The organism is Klebsiella sp. Q11, from assembly GCF_964241505.1.
GTDB classification, from domain to species: Bacteria; Pseudomonadota; Gammaproteobacteria; order Enterobacterales; family Enterobacteriaceae; genus Klebsiella; species Klebsiella michiganensis.
Window position 1 is genome coordinate 236,358 of sequence record NZ_CAXSXW010000003.1, and the last position, 26,768, is coordinate 263,125.

Annotated in this window: 25 protein-coding genes; 20 read left to right on the top strand and 5 right to left on the bottom strand. The window is 56.7% G+C overall.

Going from position 1 to position 26,768, the window contains the following annotated elements; all coding sequences use genetic code 11:
- Window positions 1-4: 4 nt before the first annotated feature.
- On the bottom strand, window positions 5-1,219 hold the full coding sequence (locus tag ACESQ2_RS05850) for an MFS transporter (RefSeq protein ID WP_014228834.1): 1,215 nt from the start codon (window positions 1,217-1,219) through the stop codon (window positions 5-7).
- A gap of 109 nt (window positions 1,220-1,328) precedes the next feature.
- Here ACESQ2_RS05850 and ACESQ2_RS05855 point away from each other — a divergent pair, with 109 nt between their 5' ends.
- Complete coding sequence (locus ACESQ2_RS05855) at window positions 1,329-2,264, top strand: LysR family transcriptional regulator (protein ID WP_373170230.1); 936 nt, start codon at window positions 1,329-1,331, stop codon at window positions 2,262-2,264.
- A 40-nt stretch (window positions 2,265-2,304) separates the two neighbouring features.
- Here the strand turns inward: ACESQ2_RS05855 and rne are convergent, their stop codons facing one another.
- Window positions 2,305-5,559 carry a ribonuclease E gene (gene rne / locus ACESQ2_RS05860; protein WP_373170231.1) on the bottom strand — a complete coding sequence of 1,085 codons (3,255 nt, stop codon included), beginning with the start codon at window positions 5,557-5,559 and terminating at the stop codon, window positions 2,305-2,307.
- 697 nt (window positions 5,560-6,256) lie between these two features.
- Between rne and rluC the strand changes: the two genes are divergently transcribed.
- Window positions 6,257-7,210: a 23S rRNA pseudouridine(955/2504/2580) synthase RluC gene (gene rluC, locus ACESQ2_RS05865; RefSeq protein ID WP_014228836.1), complete on the top strand. Its 954-nt coding sequence runs from the start codon at window positions 6,257-6,259 to the stop codon at window positions 7,208-7,210.
- A gap of 12 nt (window positions 7,211-7,222) precedes the next feature.
- On the opposite strand, the gene ACESQ2_RS05870 is transcribed toward rluC, so the two are convergent.
- On the bottom strand, window positions 7,223-8,368 hold the full coding sequence (locus ACESQ2_RS05870) for a dienelactone hydrolase family protein (RefSeq protein ID WP_373170232.1): 1,146 nt from the start codon (window positions 8,366-8,368) through the stop codon (window positions 7,223-7,225).
- Between the two features lie 199 nt (window positions 8,369-8,567).
- A complete protein-coding gene (locus ACESQ2_RS05875) occupies window positions 8,568-9,152 on the bottom strand; it encodes a nucleoside triphosphate pyrophosphatase (RefSeq protein ID WP_004849894.1) in 585 nt (194 codons plus the stop codon).
- Window positions 9,153-9,293: 141 nt separating this feature from the next.
- Between ACESQ2_RS05875 and yceD the strand changes: the two genes are divergently transcribed.
- The 14 genes from yceD (at window position 9,294) to ptsG (ending at window position 21,930) form a co-directional block, all read left to right on the top strand.
- Window positions 9,294-9,815: a 23S rRNA accumulation protein YceD gene (gene yceD / locus ACESQ2_RS05880; protein ID WP_004849895.1), complete on the top strand. Its 522-nt coding sequence runs from the start codon at window positions 9,294-9,296 to the stop codon at window positions 9,813-9,815.
- A 16-nt stretch (window positions 9,816-9,831) separates the two neighbouring features.
- Window positions 9,832-10,005, top strand: coding sequence for a 50S ribosomal protein L32 (gene rpmF / locus ACESQ2_RS05885; protein ID WP_004101077.1), 174 nt, complete (start codon window positions 9,832-9,834; stop codon window positions 10,003-10,005).
- Window positions 10,006-10,207: 202 nt separating this feature from the next.
- The gene (gene plsX / locus ACESQ2_RS05890) at window positions 10,208-11,305 is read left to right on the top strand and encodes a phosphate acyltransferase PlsX (protein ID WP_071846169.1); all 1,098 of its coding nucleotides are present in this window, start codon (window positions 10,208-10,210) and stop codon (window positions 11,303-11,305) included.
- A gap of 53 nt (window positions 11,306-11,358) precedes the next feature.
- On the top strand, window positions 11,359-12,312 hold the full coding sequence (locus tag ACESQ2_RS05895) for a beta-ketoacyl-ACP synthase III (protein ID WP_004131395.1): 954 nt from the start codon (window positions 11,359-11,361) through the stop codon (window positions 12,310-12,312).
- A 15-nt stretch (window positions 12,313-12,327) separates the two neighbouring features.
- Entirely contained in the window at window positions 12,328-13,257 is a 930-nt protein-coding gene (fabD, locus tag ACESQ2_RS05900) for an ACP S-malonyltransferase (protein ID WP_046876508.1), read from the top strand.
- A gap of 12 nt (window positions 13,258-13,269) precedes the next feature.
- The gene (gene fabG, locus ACESQ2_RS05905) at window positions 13,270-14,004 is read left to right on the top strand and encodes a 3-oxoacyl-ACP reductase FabG (protein WP_004131399.1); all 735 of its coding nucleotides are present in this window, start codon (window positions 13,270-13,272) and stop codon (window positions 14,002-14,004) included.
- Window positions 14,005-14,214: 210 nt separating this feature from the next.
- Window positions 14,215-14,451 (top strand): acyl carrier protein, encoded by a 237-nt coding sequence (acpP, locus tag ACESQ2_RS05910; protein WP_000103754.1) that lies wholly within the window; start codon window positions 14,215-14,217, stop codon window positions 14,449-14,451.
- An 89-nt stretch (window positions 14,452-14,540) separates the two neighbouring features.
- The gene (gene fabF / locus ACESQ2_RS05915; protein WP_004849908.1) at window positions 14,541-15,782 is read left to right on the top strand and encodes a beta-ketoacyl-ACP synthase II; all 1,242 of its coding nucleotides are present in this window, start codon (window positions 14,541-14,543) and stop codon (window positions 15,780-15,782) included.
- A gap of 145 nt (window positions 15,783-15,927) precedes the next feature.
- The gene (pabC, locus tag ACESQ2_RS05920; RefSeq protein ID WP_025106910.1) at window positions 15,928-16,737 is read left to right on the top strand and encodes an aminodeoxychorismate lyase; all 810 of its coding nucleotides are present in this window, start codon (window positions 15,928-15,930) and stop codon (window positions 16,735-16,737) included.
- A 2-nt stretch (window positions 16,738-16,739) separates the two neighbouring features.
- Window positions 16,740-17,762, top strand: coding sequence for a cell division protein YceG (gene yceG, locus ACESQ2_RS05925; protein ID WP_004849912.1), 1,023 nt, complete (start codon window positions 16,740-16,742; stop codon window positions 17,760-17,762).
- Window positions 17,752-18,393, top strand: a complete 642-nt coding sequence (tmk, locus tag ACESQ2_RS05930) for a dTMP kinase (protein WP_368762766.1) — start codon at window positions 17,752-17,754, stop codon at window positions 18,391-18,393. Before yceG ends, tmk begins: the two co-directional genes overlap by 11 nt.
- Window positions 18,390-19,394 carry a DNA polymerase III subunit delta' gene (holB, locus tag ACESQ2_RS05935; protein ID WP_088168048.1) on the top strand — a complete coding sequence of 335 codons (1,005 nt, stop codon included), beginning with the start codon at window positions 18,390-18,392 and terminating at the stop codon, window positions 19,392-19,394. The genes tmk and holB overlap by 4 nt, the downstream gene beginning before the upstream one ends.
- Window positions 19,395-19,404: 10 nt before the next feature.
- Window positions 19,405-20,199, top strand: coding sequence for a metal-dependent hydrolase (locus tag ACESQ2_RS05940; protein ID WP_004849918.1), 795 nt, complete (start codon window positions 19,405-19,407; stop codon window positions 20,197-20,199).
- Between the two features lie 297 nt (window positions 20,200-20,496).
- Complete coding sequence (ptsG, locus tag ACESQ2_RS05945) at window positions 20,497-21,930, top strand: PTS glucose transporter subunit IIBC (RefSeq protein ID WP_014228844.1); 1,434 nt, start codon at window positions 20,497-20,499, stop codon at window positions 21,928-21,930.
- Between the two features lie 99 nt (window positions 21,931-22,029).
- On the opposite strand, the gene fhuE is transcribed toward ptsG, so the two are convergent.
- Window positions 22,030-24,213 carry a ferric-rhodotorulic acid/ferric-coprogen receptor FhuE gene (gene fhuE, locus ACESQ2_RS05950; protein WP_048261585.1) on the bottom strand — a complete coding sequence of 728 codons (2,184 nt, stop codon included), beginning with the start codon at window positions 24,211-24,213 and terminating at the stop codon, window positions 22,030-22,032.
- A gap of 354 nt (window positions 24,214-24,567) precedes the next feature.
- Here fhuE and hinT point away from each other — a divergent pair, with 354 nt between their 5' ends.
- From hinT to thiK, 4 genes are read left to right on the top strand one after another with little or no spacing between them, the layout of a single operon-like run.
- A complete protein-coding gene (gene hinT, locus ACESQ2_RS05955; protein ID WP_004849924.1) occupies window positions 24,568-24,924 on the top strand; it encodes a purine nucleoside phosphoramidase in 357 nt (118 codons plus the stop codon).
- A 5-nt stretch (window positions 24,925-24,929) separates the two neighbouring features.
- Window positions 24,930-25,304 (top strand): YcfL family protein, encoded by a 375-nt coding sequence (locus tag ACESQ2_RS05960; protein WP_046876504.1) that lies wholly within the window; start codon window positions 24,930-24,932, stop codon window positions 25,302-25,304.
- 12 nt (window positions 25,305-25,316) lie between these two features.
- A complete protein-coding gene (gene lpoB / locus ACESQ2_RS05965) occupies window positions 25,317-25,952 on the top strand; it encodes a penicillin-binding protein activator LpoB (protein WP_014228847.1) in 636 nt (211 codons plus the stop codon).
- The gene (gene thiK, locus ACESQ2_RS05970) at window positions 25,933-26,751 is read left to right on the top strand and encodes a thiamine kinase (protein WP_046876503.1); all 819 of its coding nucleotides are present in this window, start codon (window positions 25,933-25,935) and stop codon (window positions 26,749-26,751) included. Before lpoB ends, thiK begins: the two co-directional genes overlap by 20 nt.
- Window positions 26,752-26,768: the final 17 nt, after the last annotated feature.

The window sequence follows — 26,768 nt, forward strand, 5'->3', positions numbered from 1 at the left end:
CTCTTTATCTGGCGGTTCGCTGCGCCGATACGACCCTGGCGCTTTCCAGCAGGCGGATCCCAAGGGCAATCGCACCGGTTACGACGGCGAGGGTCACCACGCCGCTCCAGCCTGCGAGCACATACAGTTTGCTTCCCAGTACTGAACCCAGCGACATCCCAATAAACACGCCGGTGAACAGCAGCGCGTTGAGGCGTCCGCGCGCCTGCGGCTCCAGGCCATACACCAGATTCTGGTGCGCCACGAGGCTGGATTGCAGCCCCAGGTCAAAACCGACGGCCGAGATGGCTATCAGGATTAGCTGACCATGCGGCGGTAGCGCAGGCAGCAAAAACATCAGGGCAAACGAAACCGTCACCAGCGCCGCGCCCATTTGCGTGACTTTTTCTGCGCCGAACTTGTCGGCCAGGCCGCCGGCCAGCGGGGCGGCAAGCGCCCCAGCAGCCCCTGCGATACCGAAGCCACCGGCTACCGCGCTGCCCATCTGATAGTGCGCCAACAGCATGACCGCAAGCGTAGACCAGAAGGCGCTAAAGGCGATAGAGAGGAATCCCTGGGCGAATGCGGCGCGACGGAGTGCCGGATAGCGTTTCCACAGATGCGCCATTGATTTCATCAGCTGCGGGTAGCTGAGGGTTGAGTGAATTTCGAAGCGCGGCAGCACGCGCCACATCACCACACCAATCATCGCGATGCTGACCGCAGCCGCCTGATACATTACCCGCCAGCCGAATAGCGCCCCCACCAGACCACTAACGGTTCGCGACAGCAGGATCCCCAGCAGCAGGCCGGTCATCACCGTACCCACCATTTTCCCCTGCTTGCCCGCGGGAGCCAGAATCGCGGCTGCCGGTACGATATCCTGCGCCATGGTCGCGGCCATACCGATAAGCAGGCTGACAATCAGCAGAGAGCTTAGCTGACCGGTAAGGCTGCAGAGCAGCAACAGGACGGCCAGCGCGGCGCTTTTCATCAGGATCAGCTTTCTGCGGTCGTGGCGGTCGCCAAGCGGGAGAAGGAAAAGTATGCCCAGCGCGTAGCCGGCCTGGGTCAGCGTCGGAACCAAACCCATACCCTCAACGCTCAAATGGAGGTTAGCCCCCATCAGCGGCAGCAGCGGTTGCGCGTAATAGATTGAGGCGACGCTGAAGCCCGCGCCCAGCGCAAGGATGAAAATGACCCACCCGGCGGCGCGGGAGGTGAGTGGAGTTGGTGTCATGGTGGATTCCTCTTAGAAGCGATGGCGCTATTTTTCCCGTAATCCGGCTGGCGCGGTAGATAGCCCGGTGGTAAAACGGTTATACGCTAAACGTATAGGCAAAATATAAATGAAGAAGCAAGAGCGTATAGATCGTATCGAACTGATGCGTACGTTCATTCGTATCGTGGAGGCCGGCTCTCTCTCCACCGCCGCGGTACAGATGAATACGACCCAGGCGACGGTAAGTCGACGGCTTCAGTCTCTGGAGGGGCTGCTTGGCGCAAAGCTGATTCTGCGCACGACTCACGCGATGAAGCTGACCGATGACGGTGAGCGCTGTTATCAGCATGCCCGCCAGGTCGTCGATGCCTGGCTGGCGCTGGAGGACGACCTGCGGATCACCGATGACCGGCCGGTGGGAATTTTAAGGGTGCGGGCCCCGCATGCGTTTGGTCAGCAACAGCTGCTGGGGCCGCTGGTGGATTTTTTGCAGCGCTATCCCCAGCTGGCGGTTGAATGGATGCTGAACGATAAGACGGTCGATTTTCTGAGCGATGGTATCGACTGCGCGATTCGCGTGGGGGCCGAGGTGGATCCGGCTACGGTATCGGTACTGCTGGCCGAGGTTCCCCGCAGCGTGGTGGCATCCCCATCGCTGCTGGCGAACATGCCGCCGTTAAGCGCGCCGCAGGAGATGTCGTTGCTGCCGTGGATAGCCATCAGCACGTTCTATCAGCATGAGGTGAAGCTGCAGTCGCAGGTGGATGAGCAGCTTATTACCTTTGCCATCGCGCCGTGTCTGAGTACCGATAGCGTGCATGTGGCGCGTAATACCGCGCTGGCGGGGCTGGGCGCGGCGATTGTGTCGAGCTGGGCGGTAGCGGACGATATTGCCGCCGGGCGGCTGGTGGAGCTGTTCCCGCAGTGGCGAGCCTCACCGCTGCCGGTACACCTGGTGTATCCCTGGGCGCGCTACTATCCGACGCGGTTGCGTAAGTTTCTCGATCTGATGCGTGAGGTCATGCCGCAGATTGCGGGGATGCAGCGTCCGGAAGGGGAATAAAAAAAGACCGGCCGCGGGGGCCGGTCTTGTCGAGGTGACGTTACTCTACGGGCTGCGGACGGGTAGGTCCGGCAGCGGCTTTGTGCGTGGCGCTATGGCCGCCAGCAGAACCTTTACCGTCAAAATCAAAGTTCGGGCGAACCCACTCGCTTTGACGAGGCGCTTCAGGTACGTAGTCTGGCGCTGGGGCGCGGGTCATCGGCGCCGTGGCGTGACGATTGGCGACCTTAACTACCGGCGCAGCCGTGACAACAGGTTGAGTCGCAACGACCGGCTCCACCGCTGGTGCAGGTTCAACCACCGGTTCGGAAACAACAGGCGCTTCCTCAACAACCACCGCCGTTTCTTCAACCGCAACAGATTCAGCGGCCGCAGCTTCCGGTTCGACAGCCTCTTGCGCAACGACGTCAACGGCTTCTGCGACAACTTCTTCGGCCACGGCTTCATCGGCTTCGGCAATCAGCTGCGGCTGTTCATCAACCGGGGCGGCGATAGCCTCCGGATGCGTGGTTTCTACGACCGGAACTTCAGGTTCGTTAATCACCGCCACAGGCTCGGTAGTGGCCACTGGCTCGACTGCGCTTTCTGCGGCGACAGCCGGGGCAATGACGTCAGAGACAACCGGCTCAGCGGCAGCCACTGGCGCGACGACGGGCTCAGCCGCAGTGGTTGAGAACTCCTGAACCTGCACGTCTTCCTGCTGCTGGTCCTGAGGGCGAACGACCGGGTAGCGGATCCACACTTTACCAGACGCCATTTCCGGCGATGCGCAGGCTACGGTCAGCGGCATCGGGGATTGCGTCGGGTAACGCTCATCACGGTAGCGACGACGGCGCTGGCCGCTGACGCGCAGGTGACGAGGGGAACGACGTGAACGACGCGGCATACCGTTGGATTCGCGAGCTTCACCGTTCTCATCATGTTCCGCAGTGGTTTCAACAACCGCCGGCAGGTCGACTTTCGCCAGTTCAGTGCGCGGCGCTGCGGCTTCCGGCTGGACGACCGGCGCTTCGGCGACCTGAGGCGCGGCTACCGGCTCGACAACCTGTTCAGCGGCAGCAGATTCAATACGCACCTTCTGCGCCAGCTGGCGAGGTTTACGACGCGGCATCGTCTGCACGCGCTCTTCCTGCTCGCTCTCCTGAACAACCGGCTCTTCGCGGGTTTGCGCTTTGGCTTCCTGCTGAACCTGACGTTTATCATCGTTACGACGGCGATTACGTTCGCGGCGCGGCGGCTGCTCGTCGCGCGCTTTGCCTTTTTCGCTATCTTCGACCGTTGTCTGGCGGATTTCGCGCGGCTCAGCGTTCTGCTGCTGCTTCTCACGACGGTTGCGGCGGTTTTCTTCACGAGACTCGCGACCTTCGCTGTTCTCGGCACGACTATCGCGGTTCTCGCGGCTATCGCGATTATCCCGGTTGTCGCGGCGGTCATTGCGATCGCGGCGGTTGTTGGAGCGCGGTTTACGACGCTCCTGCTGACGCTCGGATTTCTCTTCCGCTTTTTTCTCAACCTGAACTTCTGCCGGTTTAGTCTCTTCCTCGCTGGAGAACATATTTTTCAGCGCGCTGAAGAAGCGGGCAACCAGGCCAGGCTGCGCCGGCGCTGCCGCTTTCGGTGCGGATGCGGCAGGCGCAACGGTAGCCGCGGCTCTGGCTGGCTCTTCCTGGGCCGGAGCCGGAGGCGCGTCAGGCATGACAAAAGCAGCCAGCGCCGGTTGTTCCGGGAGTTTACGCTCGGCCGGCTCTTCATCAGAAGGCATGGCCATCTCTTCTTCGTGCAGTTTCGGCAGCAGATAGCTCAGCGTGGAGGTCTCTTCGCCCTTACGCACGCGCAGAACAGAGTAGTGCGGCGTTTCCATCTGGTCGTTTGGCACGATAATAACGCGCACATCGGCCTGACGGGTTTCAATCGCGCTTACCGCGGCACGTTTTTCGTTCAGCAGGTAAGAGGCAATCGGCACCGGTACGATAGCGTGAACTTCTTTGGTGTTCTCTTTCAGCGCTTCTTCTTCGATCAAACGCAGAATAGAAAGCGACAGCGATTCGTTATCGCGCACGGTACCCGTTCCGCTACAGCGCGGGCAGACGTGATGGCTGGACTCCCCGAGCGACGGGCTCAGGCGCTGACGCGACATCTCCAGCAGTCCAAAGCGGGAAATATGGCTGATCTGGATGCGCGCTCTGTCCTGACGGACGGCTTCGCGCAGGCGGTTTTCTACCGCACGCTGGTGGCGAACCGGGGTCATATCGATGAAGTCGATAACGATCAGGCCGCCAAGGTCGCGCAGACGCAGCTGACGAGCGATTTCATCGGCTGCTTCAAGGTTGGTATTAAACGCCGTTTCTTCGATGTCGCCGCCGCGGGTGGCGCGTGCGGAGTTGATATCGATAGCGGTCAGCGCTTCGGTGCTGTCGATAACGATAGAACCGCCGGAAGGCAGACGCACTTCACGCTGGAAAGCGGACTCAATCTGCGATTCGATTTGATAGTGGCTGAACAGCGGGATTTCCCCGGTGTACAGTTTGATTTTGCTGCTGAAATCCGGACGACCCAGCGCCGCAATGTGCTGGCGAGCCAGCTCAAGCACCTTCGGGTTATCGATAAGGATTTCGCCGATATCCTGACGCAGATAGTCGCGGAAAGCGCGCACGATGACGTTGCTTTCCTGATGGATCAGGAACGGAGCAGGGCGGCTGTCTGCGGCTTTCTGGATGGCTTCCCAGTGCTTCAGGCGGAAGCTTAAGTCCCACTGCAGCGCTTCGGCGGATTTGCCGACGCCAGCGGTGCGAACGATAAGTCCCATGCCGTCCGGCAGCTCAAGGCTGGCCAGCGCTTCTTTGAGTTCGGTGCGATCGTCACCCTCGATGCGGCGTGAAATACCGCCAGCGCGTGGGTTATTCGGCATCAGCACCAGATAGCTACCCGCCAGGCTGATAAAGGTGGTCAGCGCGGCGCCTTTATTGCCACGCTCTTCTTTATCGATCTGGACAATCACTTCCTGGCCTTCACGCAGCACGTCCTTGATGTTTGGACGACCGTGAGAATTGTAGTTGGCAGGGAAGTATTCGCGGGCAATTTCTTTGAGAGGGAGGAAACCATGACGCTCGGCACCATAATCAACAAATGCGGCTTCGAGGCTAGGTTCAATACGAGTGATTTTGCCTTTGTAGATGTTCGCTTTTTTCTGTTCGTGCCCGGGGCTTTCGATATCCAGGTCGTACAGGCGCTGCCCATCAACAAGGGCGACGCGCAACTCTTCCTGCTGAGTTGCGTTGATTAACATTCTTTTCATCGTAACTTACTCATTATTCTTACATTGACGACTAAGCTACGGGCAGAGTAACGCCTTACCGGGGAAAACCGATGGCCTCGTGTCTGTTTCACGTCGCCAACCTCACGGCTGTCGCGCGCTTAAGAGGCGCAGAGTGTCGGTCGCCTGTATTTCAAACGGAAACACAGCGCACTTATCAGGGGAACTGCCTGGGATGTATCACCAGAGAAGATTCCATTTATACCCATCGTTTTTCATGCAGCAGGCGTGGCGGCTTAACCTGCTCATCTTAATCATTTGATCCAGATGAGCGCCGGGATATCCCAGTGTGAACGCCTTCCTGCGACGTGAAATCCATAGAGCCTGTACCGGTAAGGACTGCAACCCGCAGCCCGCTAACTGTCTGAAAGATCAATACGTCTTACGCCATTGCTGCGTTGATGATCGGTCAGACAAAATTGGTCATTCCGCTAATTTCTTGTTCTAACAAGTTTCAGCACGGAATACTGCATCATTATTCCATTGCTAAGCTCGTTATAGCAAGTTGACTTTCACCTTTTATCACCCGGTTACTCACAGTTTTTTCACCCGCGTATACAGATTGTTCTAATAACAAACAAAACGATGATGAAGCGTACTGTGAAATCCGGATGATGATAAATATAAGCATATAAAAATGAGTGGCGCTAATGCGTCGGGCTATTTAGAATCGCGCACCATGAAAACTGAGATCCCAAGCGTAAAAATGGTTGCCATTGCTGATGATGAAGCCGGGCAACGTATCGACAACTTTTTGCGTACGCAGCTGAAGGGCGTACCGAAGAGCATGATTTATCGCATCTTGCGTAAAGGCGAGGTGCGGGTTAACAAAAAGCGCGTGAAGCCGGAATATAAGCTGGAAGCCGGCGACGAAGTGCGCATCCCGCCGGTTCGCGTCTCTGAGAAAGAAGAAGAGGCGGTCTCTCCACACCTGCAAAAAGTGGCCGCGCTGGCCGATGTGATTTTATATGAAGACGATCATATCCTGGTGCTTAACAAGCCTTCCGGAACGGCGGTACACGGCGGCAGCGGATTGAGCTTTGGCGTAATTGAAGGTCTGCGCGCGCTGCGTCCGGAAGCGCGTTTCCTGGAGTTGGTGCATCGCCTGGATCGCGACACCTCCGGCGTGCTGCTGGTCGCCAAAAAGCGCTCCGCGCTGCGTTCCCTGCACGAGCAGCTGCGCGACAAAGGAATGCAGAAGGATTACCTGGCGCTGGTGCGCGGGCAGTGGCAGTCGCATACTAAAGTGGTGCAGGCGCCGCTGCTGAAAAATATTCTGCAGAGCGGTGAGCGCATTGTGCGGGTTAACCAGGAGGGGAAACCGTCGGAGACGCGCTTTAAAGTTGAAGAGCGTTATACCCATGCGACGCTGGTGCGCTGCAGCCCGGTGACCGGTCGTACGCATCAAATCCGCGTGCATACGCAATACGCCGGCCACCCTATTGCTTTTGACGACCGCTACGGCGACCGTGAATTTGATAAGCAGCTGGCGGGCACCGGCCTTAACCGGCTGTTTCTGCATGCGGCGGCGCTGAAGTTTACCCATCCGGGTAGCGGGGAGATTATGCGCATTGAAGCCCCCTTAGATAATCAGCTTAAGCGCTGCCTGCAGGTCTTGCGTAACGCGAAATGACCGCGCTCAGGCTCAGGGTTTGAGCCACCTGGCAAGCCAGGGGAAAACTTCATCCTGCTGTTGTTGATTAAAAACGTGGCCAAGTTCCGGCCACGTTTTTGTTTCCAGCTTATCCTGCGCGTTTTGCGACGCCCACACTTTATGTACTTTTGCGAAGGCGTCGTTAACGGCTTCCGCCGGGAAGAGCTTATCTTGTCCGCCGCTGTAAATAAGCATCGGTTTTGGCGCGGCAATGCTGGCGATATCGGGAATATCGAGGCGTCCGGATAAGCCAGGGTGAAGCATATAAAACGCCGACTGGCCGCGCAAAACGTTGTTGCCAGGCTGCATCAGGCCGTTCCAGGTTCCAAACCAGGAGATAACCGCAGTCGCGGCGACTTTGTCAGACAGGGCGGCCAGCTGCCAGGCGCGAAAACCGCCCATTGAGAAACCCACGACCCCAATGCGTTGACTATCAACCGTTTTTAAAGTGCTGAGGAAATCGACGGTACGCAGATCTTCATAGGCAACTTCACCTGCCAGCGAGCGCCCCAGGTTAAAGTAGTTGCTGGCGAGGGCCTGCTGCTGCACGTAGACCATCGGCCCTCGGTCCCCCCAACCCGGGCTATCAATGGCGATGACGACATAGCCGCGCTGCGCCAGTTCATCGCCGATAAACCGACCGCTGAAAAATTTATCCGCCCACGCCTCGGCGCTGGCCAGCCGTGCGGCGTCGTTCCACGGACGGATTAGCTTCTCCTTACCGATATCAAACTTTGAGCCATGGTCGTGCAGCAGAACAATTGCCGGGTGAGGGCCGGGGGAATTTGGCGTCAACATCAGCGCGGCAACCCTGTTATCGTCGGTTACGTTGAAGGCCAGCTTCTCGGCGGTATACGCGCCTCGATTTTCTCTCATCAGCGTTTGCGGCGCGAAGGGGAGTGTCGACGCCGGGGTTAGCAGAGACTGCCGAAGCAGCGTACGGGCCTGCTGTCGCCATTGCTCAAAATCACGGTAGTGGCCAGAGAGCCACGAGTCCGGGTAGGTCATCTGCGCTTTCAACTGCTGCCAGGAGGCGGGGAGATTGCCCTCTACGATGCCCTGGCGCTGCCAGTCATGGGCATTAACGCCGGCGGCGGCCAGCAGGGTGAGGGTCAAAAGCGTAGCGCGGGTTGGCATAGTGGCTCCATTTAAAAATAAAACAACGTTTCATAATGGATTCTAATGGCGCGGGTAAAATAAACTGTGACAGGCGATGCATTAATTAAGTTGGGGTAAACCTGCTCTGCTCCGTTGGGCAGCGGGTAAAACGCGTTGTAAAGTGGCGGCACGCGGCCTCAGGAAGAGACCGCGTGGGATCGGGAGGCCTTTATCATGTTTACGTGAGCAGGGGATTCAACGCTTCCCGGCGCAGCATCTGGCACAGGGCAATGAGCGGCAAACCGACCAGCGCGTTGGGATCGCGCCCCTCAAGCCGTTCGAATAGCGTGATGCCTAAACCTTCGCTTTTAAAGCTTCCGGCGCACTGCAGCGGGTTTTCCTTGCGGATATAGCTCTCAATTTCCTGGTCGCTTAAACGGCGGAAATGAACGTCGAAAGGTTCGCATTCCGTTTGTAGATGACCGTTGGCGGAATTGTACAGCGCCAGGCCGGTATAGAACGTGACGATGGTGCCGCTGGCCTTTCTCAGCTGGCGATGGGCGTTTTCTTCCGTATGCGGTTTGCCGGTAATTTCACCGTCCAGGACACAAACCTGATCGGAGCCTATAATGAGGTGCTGTGGGTAGCGTGCGGCAAGGGCCTGCGCCTTTGCCTGCGCCAGACGCATCACCAGCTGGCGGGCAGGTTCGCCGGGCAGCGGGGTTTCATCAACGTTCGGCGCAGCGCATTCAAAAGGCACCGACAGTTTTTCCAGCAGCATTCGCCGCCACGGCGAGGTTGACGCGAGGATTAGTTCAGACATATTTTTTCATCCACATATAGCGCTTCGCAGAGCATCATTTTAAACTATGCGCCGCAATGTGTGCGAATAAATGGCAAAAGGCAACCTGAGGCTGCCTTTTTCTTTGACTCTATGACGTTACAAAGTTAATATGCGCGCCCTATGCAAAAGGTAAAATTACCCCTGACTCTCGATCCGGTTCGCACGGCTCAAAAACGCTTAGATTACCAAGGTATCTATACCCGTGATCAGGCTGTGCGTGTCGCTGATTCTGTTGTCAGCGTGGACAGCGATGTGGAATGCAGCATGTCGTTCGCTATCGATAACCAGCGTCTTGCCGTTTTAAGCGGCGATGCGACGGTGTCGGTAACCCTCGAATGTCAGCGTTGCGGGAAACCGTTCCCCCATCATGTTCACACAACGTATTGTTTCAGCCCCGTCAGAAATGACGAACAGGCCGAAGCACTGCCGGAAGCGTATGAGCCGATTGAGGTTAACGAATTCGGTGAAATCGATCTGCTGGCGCTGGTTGAAGATGAAATCATCCTCGCCTTGCCCGTAGTTCCGGTGCATGATTCTGAACACTGTGAAGTGTCCGACGCGGACATGGTCTTTGGTGAACTGCCTGAAGAGGCACAAAAACCAAACCCATTTGCCGTATTAGCCAGCTTAAAGCATAAGTAATTGAGGAGTAAGGTCCATGGCCGTACAACAGAATAAACCAACCCGTTCCAAACGTGGCATGCGTCGTTCCCATGACGCGCTGACCGCAGTCACCAGCCTGTCTGTAGACAAAGCTTCTGGTGAAAAACACCTGCGTCACCACATCACTGCCGACGGTTTCTACCGCGGTCGCAAGGTTATCGCTAAGTAATCACGCATTACTCCATGGATTTCGCGTTGCAAGAAGACGCAAGCGAGAGAAGCACCAGGAGCATAGCTCACTATGTGACTGGTGTGAACGAGCGCAGTCAACGCACTTGCCGCGTGAAAGACGAAGAGTAAAAGCGTGATGAAGCTTAGTGAGGATCTCCCCGGGTAACTGGGGAATAACCGAACCGAGCAGCGACGATACCTTGACACGTCTAACCCTGGCGTTAGATGTCATGGGCGGGGATTTTGGCCCTTCCGTGACAGTGCCTGCAGCATTGCAGGCACTGAACTCTAATTCACAACTCACACTTCTTTTAGTCGGCGATCCCGACACTATCGCGCCATTACTTGCCAAAGCTGATTTTGAACAACGTTCACGTCTGCAGGTTATCCCTGCGCAGTCAGTTATTGCCAGTGATGCTCGACCCGCGCAAGCGATTCGCGCCAGTCGCGGTAGCTCAATGCGCATTGCGCTTGAGTTAGTGAAAGAAGGGCGGGCGGAGGCCTGCGTCAGTGCGGGTAATACCGGAGCACTGATGGGGCTGGCGAAGCTGCTGCTTAAGCCCATTGAGGGGATCGAGCGCCCTGCGCTGGTTACTATGTTGCCGCATCAGCTGAAGGGCAAAACGGTGGTGCTGGATTTAGGCGCTAACGTGGATTGCGATAGCACAATGCTGGTGCAGTTTGCCATCATGGGGGCGGTTCTTGCCGAAGAAGCGATCGGTATTAAGGATCCCCGCGTTGCGCTTCTGAATATCGGCGAAGAAGAGATGAAAGGTCTCAGCAGCATTCGCGACGCGGCGGCGGTTTTGAAGACTCTGCCAACCCTCAACTATATTGGGTATCTGGAAGCCAACGAATTGTTGACGGGCAAGACGGATGTTTTGGTTTGTGATGGATTCACGGGCAACGTCACATTAAAAACGATGGAAGGTGTTGTCAGAATGTTCCTTTCACTGTTGAAATCACAGGGAGAGGGGAAAAAAAGGTCGTGGTGGCTGCTTTTATTAAAGCGTTGGTTACAAAAAAGCCTGTCGAGGCGATTCAGTCACCTCAACCCCGACCAGTATAATGGTGCCTGTCTGTTAGGATTACGCGGTTCCGTGATTAAAAGTCATGGGGCTGCCAATCAGCGCGCTTTTTGCGTCGCGATAGAGCAGGCAGTGCAGGCTGTGCAGCGGCAGGTTCCTCAGCGAATTGCCGCTCGCCTGGAATCTTTATACCCTGCAGGTTTCGAATTGCCTGAAGGCGGCAGAAGCGGAAATTCCAGGCCTCAAACCCGGATGACCGGCAACGACTGACGCCTCGCAGTTTGAGTTAACCCGGTATATTACCCAAGAGTGACTGAGCGTACATGTATACGAAGATTATTGGTACCGGCAGCTATCTGCCTGAGCACGTGCGTACGAACGCTGAACTGGAAAATATGGTCGATACGTCTGACGAGTGGATTGTTACTCGTACCGGTATCCGCGAGCGTCGTATTGCCGCACCGAATGAAACAGTTGCTACGATGGGCCTTGAAGCCGCTAAGAATGCGCTGGACATGGCGGGCGTCAAGCCGGAGCAAATTGGTCTGATTATTGTTGCGACCACCTCCGGTACCCATGCGTTTCCTAGCTCGGCTTGCCAGATTCAATCAATGTTGGGTATTAAAGGCTGCCCGGCGTTTGACGTCGCTGCGGCCTGCGCGGGGTTCACCTACGCGCTCAGCGTTGCCGATCAATACGTGAAAAACGGTGCGGTGGATTACGCGCTGGTGATCGGCGCTGACGTGCTGGCGCGCACCTGCGATCCTGCCGATCGCGGAACCATTATTATTTTTGGCGATGGCGCCGGTGCCGTGGTGCTGGGCGCTTCTGAAGAGCCGGGCATCATCTCCACCCATCTGCACGCGGATGGCAGCTACGGTGAGCTGCTGACGCTGCCGAACGCCGATCGCGTCGAACCGGAAAACCCCATCTATCTGACGATGGCGGGTAATGAAGTCTTTAAGGTGGCGGTAACCGAGCTGGCGCACATCGTGGATGAGACTTTAGCTGCGAACAACCTCGAGCGCTCTGCGCTTGACTGGCTGGTGCCGCATCAGGCCAACCTGCGTATTATCAGCGCCACGGCGAAGAAGCTGGGCATGTCGATGGACAACGTGGTCGTCACGCTCGACAGACACGGCAATACGTCGGCGGCATCTGTTCCCTGTGCGCTGGATGAAGCCGTTCGCGATGGCCGCATTCAACGTGGTCAGCTTATTCTGCTGGAAGCCTTCGGTGGTGGTTTCACCTGGGGTTCCGCGCTGGTTCGTTTTTAGGATAAGGATTTAAACATGACGCAATTTGCTTTTGTGTTCCCGGGACAGGGCTCTCAGAGTGTCGGGATGCTGTCAGACATGGCGGCCGCTTACCCGGTCATTGAAGAGACGTTCCGTGAAGCCTCTGCGGCGTTGGGTTACGATCTGTGGGCGCTTGCACAGCAGGGCCCGGCGGAAGAGTTGAACAAAACCTGGCAGACGCAGCCGGCTCTGCTGACCGCCTCCGTAGCGCTGTATCGCGTCTGGCAGCAGCAGGGCGGTAAAGCGCCCGCTTTGCTGGCGGGCCACAGCCTCGGCGAATACTCTGCGCTGGTATGCGCAGGCGTTATTGATTTTGCTGATGCCGTCCGCCTGGTTGAGATGCGCGGCAGGTTTATGCAGGAAGCGGTACCGGAAGGTACCGGTGCGATGTCCGCGATCATCGGGCTTGACGACGCTGCGATTGCCAAAGCCTGCGAAGAATCTGCTGAAGGGCAGGTGGTTTCTCCGGTAAACTTTAACTCGCCAGGACAGGTGGTTATTGCGGGTAACAAAGAGGCCGTCGAGCGCGCGGGAGCCGCCTGTAAGGCTGCGGGTGCGAAACGTGCCCTGCCGCTGCCGGTCAGCGTACCGTCCCACTGCGCGCTGATGAAGCCGGCGGCGGAAAAACTGGCGATTGAGCTGCAGAAAATCACCTTTAACGCGCCGACGATTGCGGTGGTAAACAACGTCGACGTGAAAAGTGAAACGGCGCCTGATGCTATCCGTGATGCCCTGGTTCGCCAGCTGTATAGTCCGGTTCAGTGGACCAAAACCGTTGAGTTTATGGCATCACAGGGCGTAGAGCATCTGTATGAAGTTGGTCCGGGTAAAGTCCTCACCGGTCTGACTAAACGTATTGTTGACACCCTGACCGCTTCCGCGCTTAACGAGCCGGCGGCGATGTCTGCGGCGCTTGAGCAATAAAAGAGGAAAACCATGAGTTTTGAAGGAAAAATCGCGCTGGTTACCGGTGCAAGTCGCGGGATTGGCCGCGCAATCGCTGAAACGCTCGTTGCCCGTGGCGCGAAAGTTATCGGTACTGCGACCAGCGAGAGCGGCGCGCAGGCGATCAGCGATTATTTAGGTGCTAACGGTAAAGGTCTGCTGCTGAATGTGACCGATCCTGCATCTATCGAATCTGTTCTGGGAAATATTCGCGCAGAATTTGGTGAAGTTGATATCCTGGTGAACAATGCCGGGATTACTCGTGATAACCTGTTAATGCGCATGAAAGATGATGAGTGGAACGATATTATCGAAACCAACCTGTCATCTGTTTTCCGTCTGTCAAAAGCGGTAATGCGCGCTATGATGAAAAAGCGTCATGGACGTATTATCACTATCGGTTCTGTGGTTGGTACCATGGGAAATGCGGGTCAGGCCAACTACGCTGCGGCGAAAGCGGGTCTGATTGGCTTCAGTAAATCACTGGCTCGCGAAGTTGCGTCCCGCGGTATTACTGTAAACGTTGTTGCTCCGGGCTTTATTGAAACGGACATGACGCGTGCGCTGACCGATGAGCAGCGTGCGGGTACGCTGGCGGCAGTTCCTGCGGGGCGCTTAGGCTCTCCAAATGAAATCGCCAGCGCGGTGGCATTTTTAGCCTCTGACGAAGCGAGTTACATCACCGGTGAAACTCTGCACGTCAACGGCGGAATGTATATGGTCTGACCGAGATTTGTGCAAAACGCTCAGGAACCGCGCAGTCTGTGCGGTTCACCGTAATGTTTTGTACAAAATGATTTGCGTTATGAGGGCAAACAGCCGCAAAATAGCGTAAAATCGTGGTAAGACCTGCCGGGATTTAGTTGCAAATTTTTCAACATTTTATACACTACGAAAACCATCGCGAAAGCGAGTTTTGATAGGAAATTTAAGAGTATGAGCACTATCGAAGAACGCGTTAAGAAAATTATCGGCGAACAGCTGGGCGTTAAGCAGGAAGAAGTTACCAACAATGCTTCCTTCGTTGAAGACCTGGGCGCTGATTCTCTTGACACCGTTGAGCTGGTAATGGCTCTGGAAGAAGAGTTTGATACTGAGATTCCGGACGAAGAAGCTGAGAAAATCACTACTGTTCAGGCTGCCATTGATTACATCAACGGCCACCAGGCGTAAGTGAACATCTCCAGGCGGTCATTCGACCGCCTGAGTTTTATCTATATTTTGTCCCACAAGAATCTATTTTCCCTCCCTGGAGGACAACCGTGTCTAAGCGTCGTGTAGTTGTGACCGGACTGGGCATGTTGTCTCCTGTCGGCAATACCGTAGAGTCTACCTGGAAAGCTCTCCTTGCCGGTCAGAGTGGCATCAGCCTGATCGACCATTTCGATACTAGCGCCTATGCAACGAAATTTGCTGGCTTAGTAAAGGATTTTAACTGTGATGACTTCATCTCGCGCAAAGAACAGCGCAAGATGGACGCCTTCATTCAATATGGAATTGTCGCTGGCATTCAGGCCATGCAGGATTCTGGCCTTGAAGTGACGGAAGAGAATGCTACCCGCATCGGTGCCGCTATTGGTTCCGGTATTGGCGGGCTTGGCCTGATCGAAGAAAACCACAGTTCGCTGGTAAAAGGCGGACCGCGTAAGATCAGCCCGTTCTTTGTTCCTTCCACAATCGTTAACATGGTGGCCGGGCATCTGACCATCATGTTTGGTCTGCGTGGACCAAGCATTTCCATCGCAACCGCCTGCACGTCTGGCGTACACAACATTGGTCACGCCGCGCGCGTTATCGCCTATGGCGATGCTGACGCAATGGTCGCCGGTGGTGCGGAAAAAGCCAGTACCCCGCTGGGCGTAGGCGGCTTTGGTGCAGCGCGCGCGCTGTCCACGCGCAATGACAACCCGCAGGCGGCAAGCCGTCCATGGGATAAAGAGCGTGACGGTTTCGTGCTCGGCGACGGCGCCGGCATGGTCGTGCTGGAAGAGTATGAGCACGCGAAAAAACGCGGCGCGAAAATCTATGCGGAAATCGTCGGCTTTGGTATGAGCAGCGATGCCTACCATATGACTTCGCCACCGGAAGATGGTGCTGGAGCCGCGCTGGCGATGGTGAACGCCATTCGTGATGCTGGCATTGAAGCTAGCCAGATTGGCTACGTCAACGCCCACGGCACCTCTACGCCGGCAGGCGATAAAGCAGAAGCGCAGGCGGTGAAATCTGTCTTCGGTGACGCTGCCAGCCGCGTCATGGTCAGCTCGACTAAGTCAATGACCGGCCACCTGCTGGGCGCCGCGGGCGCAGTAGAGTCTATCTACTCCATCCTCGCGCTGCGCGATCGGGCGGTTCCGCCAACCATCAACCTGGATAACCCGGATGACGGTTGCGATCTGGACTTCGTTCCGCACGAAGCGCGTCAGGTTAGCGATCTGGAGTATACCCTGTGTAACTCCTTCGGCTTCGGCGGCACTAACGGCTCGCTAATCTTTAAAAGGGTGTGATGCGCGCCTGACGCCACGTCTTTGCTGACGTCAATGCTCATCGAAAAACTGGCCCGCTTGTCGGGCCTTTTTTTATTCAGTTTTCTCCGCTTGTTCAATGTATCTCCTCCTGCGAAACTAACCGGCCAGCGATAAGGAGACTTTTATGTATTTGATAAATGGCGCTGAAAGTGAAACGCTTGCGGTGAACGATCGCAGCGTTCAGTTCGGCGATGGCTGCTTTACCACGGCGCGCATCGTCAGAGGCCGGGTTCAGCTGCTGTCAGCCCATCTGGCCCGCCTGCAGAAGGCCTGTGAACAGCTCTTTATCCCCTACGACGACTGGGCGCTATTAGCGCAGGAGATGGCGCATCTGGCACAGCCCCATCAGGATGGCGTGCTGAAGGTCATCATCACGCGCGGGGCGGGGGGGCGCGGATACAGCGCTGCCGGCTGCGTGAATCCCGTGAGAATCCTCAGCGTATCGCCCTGGCCGGAGCACTATCTTCGCTGGCGCGAGGAGGGGATCTCCGTGACGTTGAGCCCTGTCAGGCTGGGACGCAATCCCTCGCTCGCCGGCCTCAAACACCTGAATCGGCTGGAGCAGGTGCTGATTCGTTCTCATCTTGAGCAGACGGACGCCGATGAAGCGCTGGTCCTTGACAGCGACGGGTGGCTTACGGAATGCTGTGCCGCGAACTTATTCTGGCGTAAAGGATCCGACGTCTTTACCCCGCGCCTCGATCAGGCGGGGGTCAACGGTATTATGCGCCAGTACATTCTCGCTAAGCTGGCACCATCGCCGTTTCGCGTTGTCGAAGCCACCATGCGCCCCGAGGCGTTACGCGAAGCCGACGAGGTCCTTGTCTGTAACGCATTAATGCCGCTGGTGCCTGTTCGCCGCTGGAACGATAAACGTTGGTCCACGCGCGAGCTTTATCATTTTTTAGCCCCCTTGTGTGAGCTGTCTGATTAGCCATGAAGAAAATGTTACGTTTCATTCTGCTGTTGGTGGTGGTGCTGGGCATCGCCGCAGGCATCGGTATGTGGAAAGTTCGCCAGCTGGCGGACAGTAAGTTACTGATTAAAGAAGAGACCATCTTTACCCTTGAGGCCGGAACGGGGCGCCTGGCGCTTGGGCAACAGCTGTATAGCGATAAAGTCATTAACCGCCCTCGGGTGTTCCAGTGGCTGCTGCGCATCAAGCCTGAGCTGTCCCACTTTAAAGCCGGGACCTATCGCTTTACGCCTGATATGACGGTACGCCAGATGCTGCAGCTGCTGGCCAGCGGTAAAGAGGCGCAGTTTCCGCTGCGCTTCGTTGAAGGTATGCGGGTGAGTGACTACCTGCGTCAGCTGCGCGATGCGCCTTACGTCAAGCATACGCTGGCGGATGATAGCTATGAAACCGTGGCGAAGGCCCTTGAACTGGAACATCCCGATTGGGTCGAAGGCTGGTTCTGGCCGGATACCTGGATGTATACCGCCAATACCAGCGATGTGGCGATCCTTAAGCGCGCGCATCAGAAGATGGTTGCCGCGGTCGATAAAGCCTGGGAAGGGCGGATGGAGAATCTGCCGTATCATGATAAGAATCAGCTGCTGACGATGGCCTCTATCATTGAAAAAGAGACGGCGCTGCCGGAAGAGCGCGACCGCGTCGCATCGGTATTTATTAATCGTTTACGTATCGGCATGCGTCTGCAAACCGATCCCACCGTGATTTACGGGATGGGGGAGAGTTATAATGGCAAATTGACGCGTAAAGACCTGGAAACGCCGACCGCTTACAATACCTATGCCATTAACGGTATGCCGCCCGGACCCATTGCCGCACCGGGCGAGGCCTCGCTGAACGCCGCCGCGCATCCGGCGAAAACGCCGTATCTTTATTTTGTCGCGGACGGCAAGGGCGGGCATACGTTTAACACCAACCTGGCCAGCCATAACCGCTCGGTTCAGGATTATTTGAAAGTACTTAAGGAAAAAAATGCGCAGTAACTATATCGTCATCGAGGGCCTGGAGGGCGCAGGGAAAACCACCGCGCGTGAATGTGTGGTAGAGACGCTAAAACAGCTGGGCGTTAGCGATATGGTGTTTACCCGCGAACCGGGCGGCACCATTCTGGCCGAGAAGCTGCGCAGCCTGGTGCTGGATATTCAGTCCACCGGCGATGAAGTGATTAATGATAAAGCGGAAGTGCTGATGTTTTACGCGGCGCGCGTACAGCTGGTAGAGACGGTGATTAAACCCGCTCTGGCGCGCGGTCAATGGGTCATTGGCGATCGTCACGATCTCTCTACCCAGGCCTATCAGGGCGGCGGTCGCGGTATCGACCAGACGATGCTGGCGACCCTGCGTGACGCGGTACTGGGAGACTTTCGTCCCCATCTGACGCTTTATCTTGATGTGACTCCGGAGGTGGGCCTGAAGCGCGCCCGCGCCCGCGGCGAACTTGACCGAATTGAGCAGGAGTCGCTGGATTTCTTTAATCGAACTCGCGCGCGCTACCTTGAACTGGCGGTGCAGGATCCCACCATCCGTACCGTTGACGCCACCCAGCCGCTGGAGGCCGTCGAGCGCGACATCCGTGCGGTGGTCAATCAGTGGGTTGCGGAGCAACTCCCATGAAATGGTATCCGTGGTTACGCCCGCCCTTTGAACAGCTGGTTGCCAGCTATCAGGCGGGACGGGGCCACCATGCGCTGATGGTCCAGGCGCTGCCGGGCATGGGGAGCGATGCGCTGATTTACGCGCTTTGTCGCTTTCTGATGTGTCGCCAGCCGGAAGGGCATAAAAGCTGCGGTCATTGCCACAGCTGTCAACTGATGCAGGCCGGTACCCATCCTGATTATTATGCGTTGACCCCGGAAAAGGGGAAGAGCTCGCTCGGGATCGATGCCGTGCGCGAGGTGAGCGAAAAGCTTTATGAGCACGCCCGGCTTGGCGGCGCGAAGGTGGTGTGGATAGGCGATGCCGCTATGCTGACGGATGCGGCGGCAAACGCGCTGCTGAAAACGCTGGAGGAGCCGCCGGAGAATACCTGGTTCTTCCTGGCCTGTCAGGAGCCAGCGCGCCTGCTGGCAACGCTGCGCAGCCGCTGTCGTTTGTATCACCTTGCTCCGCCTTCAGAACGCTACGCGCTGGCGTGGTTAGAGCGGGAAGTGACGATGTCACAAGACGCGCTGCTCGCGGCGCTGCGGCTGAGCGCCAACGCGCCAGCGGCAGCGCTGGATCTGCTGCAGGATTCTCACTGGGCACCGCGCCAGCAGCTTTGTCAGATCCTGGGTAATATTTTAACTCACGGCGACTGGCTGACGCTGTTGCCGATTTTGAACCATGAACAGGTAGCGATTCGCCTGCACTGGCTGGCATCGCTGCTGGTCGATGCGCAAAAAAGGCAGCAGGGGATTACGCTTATCAGCAATCCGGACGCCTGGCCACTGGTCAATCAGCTGGCCGCTGCGCTGCCGGCGGCGCGCCTGCAGGCGATTGCGCGTGACGTCAGCGCCTGCCGCGAACAGCTGTTGAGCGTTGTCGGCATTAATCGCGAACTGCTGCTAACCGAGCGCCTTCTGCGCTGGGAACATTACCTGCAACCCGGGGCGGTTCTTCCCGTATCCCACCTCTGAGAGAGACATCATGTTTTTAGTCGACTCCCATTGCCATCTCGATGGCCTGGATTATCAAACGCTGCATAAAGATGTGGACGATGTACTGGCAAAGGCTTCCGCGCGCGATGTGAAATTTTGCCTGGCCGTGGCGACGACGCTGCCGGGATACCGCGGTATGCGCGAGCTGGTGGGGCAGCGTCACGACGTCGTTTTTTCCTGCGGCGTCCATCCGTTAAACCAGGATGAAGAGTATGACGTTGAAGAGCTGCGCAAACTCGCAGCAGAGGACGGCGTCGTCGCGATGGGCGAGACCGGGCTCGATTATTTCTACACGCCGGAAACAAAAGCGCGTCAGCAGGCGTCGTTTCGCGATCATATCCGTATAGGCCGGGAGCTGAATAAGCCGGTTATTGTTCACACCCGCGATGCCCGCGCCGATACGCTGGAAATTTTACGCGAAGAAAAAGTGACGGATTGCGGTGGCGTACTACACTGTTTCACTGAGGATAGGGAGACAGCGGGTAAACTGCTGGATATGGGGTTCTATATCTCGTTTTCCGGCATTGTGACGTTCCGTAATGCGGAGCAGCTTCGCGATGCTGCGCGCTATGTACCTCTCGATCGCCTGCTGGTGGAGACCGATTCGCCGTATCTGGCGCCGGTACCGCATCGCGGCAAAGAGAACCAGCCGGCAATGGTCAGGGACGTCGCCGAGTATATGGCGGTCCTCAAGGGCGTATCGCTGGAGCAGCTGGCACAACAGACGACTGAAAATTTCGCGACGCTTTTTCATATTGACCCCTCCCGGCTGCAACCTCTCTGATATTGCTTATTATTTTAAGGCTCGTAATTAATAGCTAAAGCGAGTAAAGTTCACCGCCACAAATGGGGCGGTGAAGGTTTTTTGGCAACATTCAGACACGAGTTATGTAAATCAATGTCAGTTTTTAATGGGTGTCTGATTGAAACGTGATAGCCGTCAAACAATCATCCCGGTAATTATTTTACTCTGTGTAATAAATAAAGGGCGCTTAGATGTCCTGTCCACGGCGCGGTTCTCCCCCCGGGCCAATGCGTGAAAACGTAAAAAAGCACCAAATACTCAGGAGCACTCTCAATTATGTTTAAGAATGCATTTGCTAACCTGCAGAAGGTCGGTAAATCGCTGATGCTGCCGGTATCCGTACTGCCTATCGCAGGTATCCTGCTGGGCGTCGGTTCCGCAAACTTCAGCTGGCTGCCAGCCGTAGTTTCCCACGTCATGGCGGAAGCGGGCGGTTCGGTCTTCGCTAACATGCCGCTGATTTTTGCTATCGGTGTCGCACTTGGCTTCACCAATAACGACGGCGTATCCGCTCTGGCATCGGTCGTCGCTTACGGCATCATGGTGAAAACCATGGCCGTGGTTGCACCTCTGGTTCTGCATTTACCTGCTGAAGAGATTGCGGCTAAACACCTGGCGGATACCGGCGTCCTCGGCGGTATCATCTCCGGTGCCATCGCAGCCTACATGTTCAACCGCTTCTATCGCATTAAGCTGCCTGAGTATCTGGGCTTCTTTGCGGGCAAGCGTTTTGTGCCAATTATCTCCGGCCTGGCAGCGATCTTCACTGGCGTGATCCTGTCCTTTATCTGGCCACCGATCGGTACCGCAATCCAGACTTTCTCCCAGTGGGCCGCTTACCAGAACCCGGTTGTCGCGTTCGGTATCTACGGCTTCATTGAGCGCTGCCTGGTGCCGTTTGGTCTGCACCACATCTGGAACGTTCCTTTCCAGATGCAGATTGGTGAATACACCAACGCAGCAGGTCAGGTCTTCCACGGTGATATTCCGCGCTATATGGCAGGCGACCCGACTGCGGGCAAACTGTCCGGCGGCTTCCTGTTCAAAATGTACGGTCTGCCGGCCGCCGCTATCGCTATCTGGCACTCTGCTAAACCAGAAAACCGCGCGAAAGTGGGCGGTATCATGATCTCCGCAGCGCTGACCTCGTTCCTGACCGGTATTACCGAGCCGATCGAGTTCTCGTTCATGTTCGTTGCGCCGATCCTGTACATCATCCACGCGATTCTGGCAGGTCTGGCCTTCCCGATCTGTATCCTGCTGGGTATGCGTGACGGTACGTCGTTCTCTCACGGCCTGATCGACTTCATCGTTCTGTCTGGCAACAGCAGCAAGCTGTGGCTGTTCCCGATCGTCGGTATCTGCTATGCGATTGTTTACTACGTGGTGTTCCGCGTGCTGATCAAAGCGCTGGATCTGAAAACCCCGGGTCGTGAAGACGCCACCGAAGACAGCAAAGCTGGCGCGACCAGCGAAATGGCTCCGGCTCTGATTGCCGCGTTCGGCGGTAAAGAGAACATTACTAACCTCGACGCATGTATCACTCGTCTGCGCGTGAGCGTGGCGGATGTGGCGAAAGTTGATCAGGCTGGCCTGAAAAAACTGGGTGCCGCAGGCGTGGTTGTTGCAGGTTCAGGCGTTCAGGCTATTTTCGGTACCAAATCCGATAACCTGAAAACTGAAATGGATGAATACATCCGCAACAGCTAAGTTGTGATATGGGGAGACTAAGGCAGCCTACGGGCTGCCTTTTTTAATGGCCGCAGGCGTTAAAAGCGCGCCCGCGGCTTTTGTCACGTTAAGCAGAGATCAGAACTGATAGCTGGCCGTAATGCTGACGTTGCGCGGTTCGCCGTAGACGATGGAACCATCGACGTTGGTGTCGTAGGTTTTGTCGAACAGGTTATTGACGTTACCCTGCACAGCAAAATTTTTAGTGACCTGGTAGCGAGTGAACACATCCACCAGCGCGTAGCTGCCTTGTTCCGCACGGAACGTCCCGTACGGCGTCGCGGTATCTTTATACACCCGGTTCTGCCAGTTAACGCCGCCGCCGACGGTCAGTTCAGGCATTACCGGCAGACGGTAGCGGGTGAACAGCTTGACGCTGGTACGCGGCAGGTTGGGATTCACCGCATTGCCTTCATTGTCTTCAGCGACAAAACGCGTCGCCCCAAAGGTCATCTGCCAGTTATCGGTAATCGCCCCGTTGATTTCGAACTCCACCCCTTTGCTGACGGTACCGTCGACGGTTTTATAGGCTGCTTCGCCATTGCTGCCGGGGATTTGCCCGCCGGTCGCCTGGCCGAGGTTATCCTGCTCGATGCGGAATAGGGCGAGCGTCGTCGTTAACCGGCTGTCCATCCAGTCCGACTTCAGGCCCACTTCATAGTTGTTTCCGGTAACCGGGGTCAGGTATTTTCCGGAACTATCGCGCTTATTCTGCGGCTGGAAGACCGAGGTATAGCTGGTGTAGGCCGACCAGCTGTCGTTGATGTCGTAAACCAGCCCGGCGTACGGGGTGGTATGGTTTTTCTCCATCGTGTAGGTTAGCGTCTCGATGCTCCAGTTGTTATAGCGGACGCCAAGAATCAGATGCAGCGGGTCAAGCAGGGAAAAACGCGTCGCCGCATACAGCGACTTCATTCGCGTGGTATCGTCCTGCGCCAGGCTCTGCGGGCCCCAGCTGGTTTCCGGGAATGTCGCGCTATTGAAGCTATAGAAGCTGCCAACCTCATCGGGAAAGACGTTTGCCCACGAACTGAAATAGCGGTTGTTTTGTTTACTGTAGCTGGTGCCGATCATCAGGTTGTGCTGGCGACCAAACAGGTCGTAGCCGCCGTCGGCGAACAGGTCAACGGCGTCGACTTTACGTTTGCCGCTATTCCAGCCGGTACCGCCGACGTAATCATAGCCCGGGCCGTAGCTGCTATAGGGGCCCACCAGCATTCCGGTCGCTTTGTTGACGTACGCGTCAACGTACATCATCTTGCTGTCGAACGTGATCTCAGAATGGGTGGCATTCAGCGTTGCCTGCCAGGTATCGGCAAAGCGCTGTTTCAGCGTGACGAAGACCTTGTTGATCTCTTTGTCGTTATAGGCCCAGTCGGGCGCGGTGCTGTGGGCGCGGTCATAGCGGTTCTTGCTGCCATCGGTATTCCAGCGAGGCAGGCCACCCCATGTCGGGCTATTCACGTCGATACGCTGATACTCGTAGCCAGCGGATAAAGCGGACGACGTACCGAGATCGGCATCAAGAATGCCGGAGAAGAACGTTTTTTCGCTGTTATAGCGATCCAGCCACGAGTCATTATTTTGATAACCGGCGATAATGCGCGCCCGTACGCTGCCATCGTCAGTCAGCGGGCTTTGCATATCAGCAACGTAGCGCTGCTTATTCCAGCTGCCGTACTCCGCAGAGACATTTCCCTTGAACTCCCGACTGGTCGCGTGCTTGCGGATCATATTGACCGACGCGGCAGGGTTGCCGGTACCGGTCAGCAAGCCGTTGGCGCCGCGTACGACCTCAACCCGTTCGAAGAGGGCCATATCGGAAAGCGCGTCGCCCAGATTCCAGCGAGATTCAAACCAGGTCGGAATGCCATCGACCATATAATTGTCGATCTCAAAACCGCGGGAATAATAGCTGGTGCGGTCTGAGTCCGCCTGGCTGCTGCTGATCCCCATGGTATGGTCCATGACGTCGCCCAGCGTTTGCAGCTGCTGATCCCGCATCCGCTGTTCGGTAATGATACTGACCGATTGCGGGATATCGCGCTGGGCCATCTCCATTTTAGTCCCGGCTGAGGTGGTTCTGACGCTGTAGTCCTGCTCTTGTGTCTCCGAGGCGCTATCTGCGGAACCTTCTACAATAATAGTGTCTTCGGACGTGCCGGCTGCCTGACTGAGGTTGGGAAAGATCGCCAGCGCGATACCCATAGCAAGCAGGGACGGCGCGTTACGCCCATCCCGAAAGTTGGTGGAGAGAGACATCATAAGCCCTTGATCGTGTGATTGTTGTTATTTGCTGCGGCGCGATGGCCGCGGTAGATCGTCAGTGCACTGTATTTGCTTTGAATGCAAATGAGAAATATACGCATTAATATTTAATGTGTAAACAAGCGGGAAAACGGCTGTACCCGGGTCTTGTTGACCGGTACCGGGGGGGCATACAGCGAAGAAACGCTTAATCCGTCAGCAGCTAAGCGCTTGGTCGCGTAAGAAAAAACGCATTCAGGTTGAAAGAGGGGGAGTAACTCGCTCATACTCTTAGGGGAATCCTGTGCATCCGCGTTTACCTGCAGAGGCAGGCCAGAGCACGGTATAAAAATTATTAAGGAATCAGTCATGGCAGAAGAAACGATTTTCAGCAAAATCATTCGCCGGGAGATCCCGTCGGATGTGGTTTATCAGGATGAGCTCGTGACCGCTTTTCGCGACATCTCTCCGCAGGCGCCAACCCATATTCTGATCGTTCCCAATATCCTGATTCCCACCGTCAACGATGTGACCGCAGAGCACGAGCTTGCCCTGGGACGCATGATGACCGTCGCGGCGAAAATCGCCCGCGATGAGGGGCTTGCCGACGATGGCTATCGCCTGATCGTCAACTGCAATCGCCACGGGGGCCAGGAGGTCTACCATGTCCATATGCACCTGCTGGGCGGCCGTCCGTTAGGCCCGATGCTGGCTCATAAAGGTTAACATTCATGCGCGCAGCCCACTTCGGCGCACTTCTGGCCGTGACGTTACTGGTCGGGTGCAGTTCACATCCGGAAATTCCGGTCAGCGATCAGCAAAGTCTGGTGATGGAATCAAACGTACTGGCAGCGGGCATCAGCGCTGAAGTACCGACGGTGACCGCATCCGAGATTCAGGCGACGGCGACCACCCGATTGTTCAATGAACGCCAGGTACCGGTGACCGTGCATTATCGCTTTTTCTGGTATGACGCCAGAGGGCTGGAAATGCATCCGCTGGAGTCCGCGCGCAGCATAACGGTGCCTGCGCACTCTTCCGTTACGCTTTATGGCAGCGCCAATATTCTGGGGGCGCACAAGGCCCGTCTTTATCTTTATCTGTAAGAGGTAATCGTAATGATTAAACTATGTCGCTATGCATTAGTTACCGCACTGGCGATATTCCTTGCCGGATGCGTGGGTCAACGTCAGGAACCCGCTCCCGTTGAGGAAGCGCAGCCGAAGCCGCAGCAGCCCGTTCAGCCGCAGCCGACTGTGCCGACTATTCCCGTGATACCTACGCAGCCGGGTCCGATTGAACACGGCGAGCAGCCAGCGCAGCCGGCGCCGCGCGTGCGTCATTTTGACTGGAATTCCGCGGTGCAGCCGATGATAGGGCAGATGCTGCAGGCCAGCGGCGTAAATGCGGGCAGCATTTTGCTGGTCGACAGCGTCAATAACCGCACCAACGGCACGTTGAATGCGGGAGAGGCCACCACGGCGCTGCGCAACGCGCTGGAAGGCAATGGAAAATTCACCCTGGTCTCGCAGCAGCAGCTGGGCGTAGCCAAACAGCAGCTTGGCCTGTCGCCGCAGGATAGCCTTGGCAGCCGCAGTAAAGCGATGGGCATTGCGCGTACCGTTGGCGCACAGTACGTGCTCTATTCCAACGCGACCGGCAACGTTAATTCCCCTGAGCTGAAAATGCAGCTAATGCTGGTCCAGACCGGCGAAATTATCTGGTCAGGCAAAGGTGCTGTTCAGCAACAATAAGCTCACGCGCGACGAAGTGCTGTCGCGCTTTTTCCCGCGCTATACGCCTGTCGCCGCGCCGCCCCAAAACGGGCTGAGCGGCGGCAGCTGCATTCTCAGCGATGGTCGGCAAAAGCGGGTGCTGCGCCAGCCGCACGATCCGCATGCGCCGGCCTGCGACTTTCGCCGTCAATATCACGTTCTGTCACGCCTTCCCGATTCGTTAGCGCCCGCGCCGGTGTTTTATTCTCCCGCCTGGATGGTGGTGGAATATTGCTCAGGCGATGTGGTTAACGCATTACCGGAGTGTCCGGCGCTCGCAGGGTTACTGTATCATCTGCACCGACAGCCGCGCTTTGGCTGGCGTATCGCGCTGCGGCCGCTGCTTGAGCGCTACTGGCAACAGTGCAGCCCCGCGCGGCGCACACCGCAGTGGCTACGTTGGCACAAACGGCTGCTGCGTCGCGGCGAGCCCCGGCCGCTGCGTCTCGCCCCGTTACATATGGATGTCCATGCGGGCAACATCGTTCACGGCGAGGCGGGGCTGCGGCTGATTGACTGGGAATATGCGGGCGATGGCGATGTTGCGCTGGAGCTGGCGGCGGTGTGGATCGAGCCCGCCGCGCATCGTCGGCTAGCCGCAGAATACGCGAGACGGGCGAGCATCGATGAGCTTCAGCTCTGGCGGCAAATTCAGCGCTGGCGTCCGTGGGTGCAGCTGCTGATGGCGGGCTGGTACGAGCGACGCTGGCAGCAAACCGGTGACCGACAGTTTATTGCGCTGGCGGATGAGGTATGGCGCCAGTTAGACAAAAAGTAAAAGGATAAGAGAGGTGG

Bases quoted from the DNA above. Each gene is read 5' to 3' on its own strand.
- ptsG (WP_014228844.1), top strand. From the start codon at position 20,497: ATGTTTAAGAATGCATTTGCTAACCTGCAGAAGGTCGGTAAATCGCTG.
- hinT (WP_004849924.1), top strand. From the start codon at position 24,568: ATGGCAGAAGAAACGATTTTCAGCAAAATCATTCGCCGGGAGATCCCG.
- tmk (WP_368762766.1), top strand. From the start codon at position 17,752: ATGCGCAGTAACTATATCGTCATCGAGGGCCTGGAGGGCGCAGGGAAA.
- pabC (WP_025106910.1), top strand. From the start codon at position 15,928: ATGTATTTGATAAATGGCGCTGAAAGTGAAACGCTTGCGGTGAACGAT.
- rpmF (WP_004101077.1), top strand. From the start codon at position 9,832: ATGGCCGTACAACAGAATAAACCAACCCGTTCCAAACGTGGCATGCGT.
- ACESQ2_RS05855 (WP_373170230.1), top strand. From the start codon at position 1,329: ATGAAGAAGCAAGAGCGTATAGATCGTATCGAACTGATGCGTACGTTC.
- holB (WP_088168048.1), top strand. From the start codon at position 18,390: ATGAAATGGTATCCGTGGTTACGCCCGCCCTTTGAACAGCTGGTTGCC.
- lpoB (WP_014228847.1), top strand. From the start codon at position 25,317: ATGATTAAACTATGTCGCTATGCATTAGTTACCGCACTGGCGATATTC.
- yceG (WP_004849912.1), top strand. From the start codon at position 16,740: ATGAAGAAAATGTTACGTTTCATTCTGCTGTTGGTGGTGGTGCTGGGC.
- acpP (WP_000103754.1), top strand. From the start codon at position 14,215: ATGAGCACTATCGAAGAACGCGTTAAGAAAATTATCGGCGAACAGCTG.
- fabD (WP_046876508.1), top strand. From the start codon at position 12,328: ATGACGCAATTTGCTTTTGTGTTCCCGGGACAGGGCTCTCAGAGTGTC.
- ACESQ2_RS05940 (WP_004849918.1), top strand. From the start codon at position 19,405: ATGTTTTTAGTCGACTCCCATTGCCATCTCGATGGCCTGGATTATCAA.
- ACESQ2_RS05850 (WP_014228834.1), bottom strand. From the start codon at position 1,219: ATGACACCAACTCCACTCACCTCCCGCGCCGCCGGGTGGGTCATTTTC.
- rluC (WP_014228836.1), top strand. From the start codon at position 6,257: ATGAAAACTGAGATCCCAAGCGTAAAAATGGTTGCCATTGCTGATGAT.
- ACESQ2_RS05870 (WP_373170232.1), bottom strand. From the start codon at position 8,368: ATGCCAACCCGCGCTACGCTTTTGACCCTCACCCTGCTGGCCGCCGCC.
- fabG (WP_004131399.1), top strand. From the start codon at position 13,270: ATGAGTTTTGAAGGAAAAATCGCGCTGGTTACCGGTGCAAGTCGCGGG.
- ACESQ2_RS05875 (WP_004849894.1), bottom strand. From the start codon at position 9,152: ATGTCTGAACTAATCCTCGCGTCAACCTCGCCGTGGCGGCGAATGCTG.
- ACESQ2_RS05895 (WP_004131395.1), top strand. From the start codon at position 11,359: ATGTATACGAAGATTATTGGTACCGGCAGCTATCTGCCTGAGCACGTG.
- yceD (WP_004849895.1), top strand. From the start codon at position 9,294: ATGCAAAAGGTAAAATTACCCCTGACTCTCGATCCGGTTCGCACGGCT.
- fhuE (WP_048261585.1), bottom strand. From the start codon at position 24,213: ATGTCTCTCTCCACCAACTTTCGGGATGGGCGTAACGCGCCGTCCCTG.
- rne (WP_373170231.1), bottom strand. From the start codon at position 5,559: ATGAAAAGAATGTTAATCAACGCAACTCAGCAGGAAGAGTTGCGCGTC.
- ACESQ2_RS05960 (WP_046876504.1), top strand. From the start codon at position 24,930: ATGCGCGCAGCCCACTTCGGCGCACTTCTGGCCGTGACGTTACTGGTC.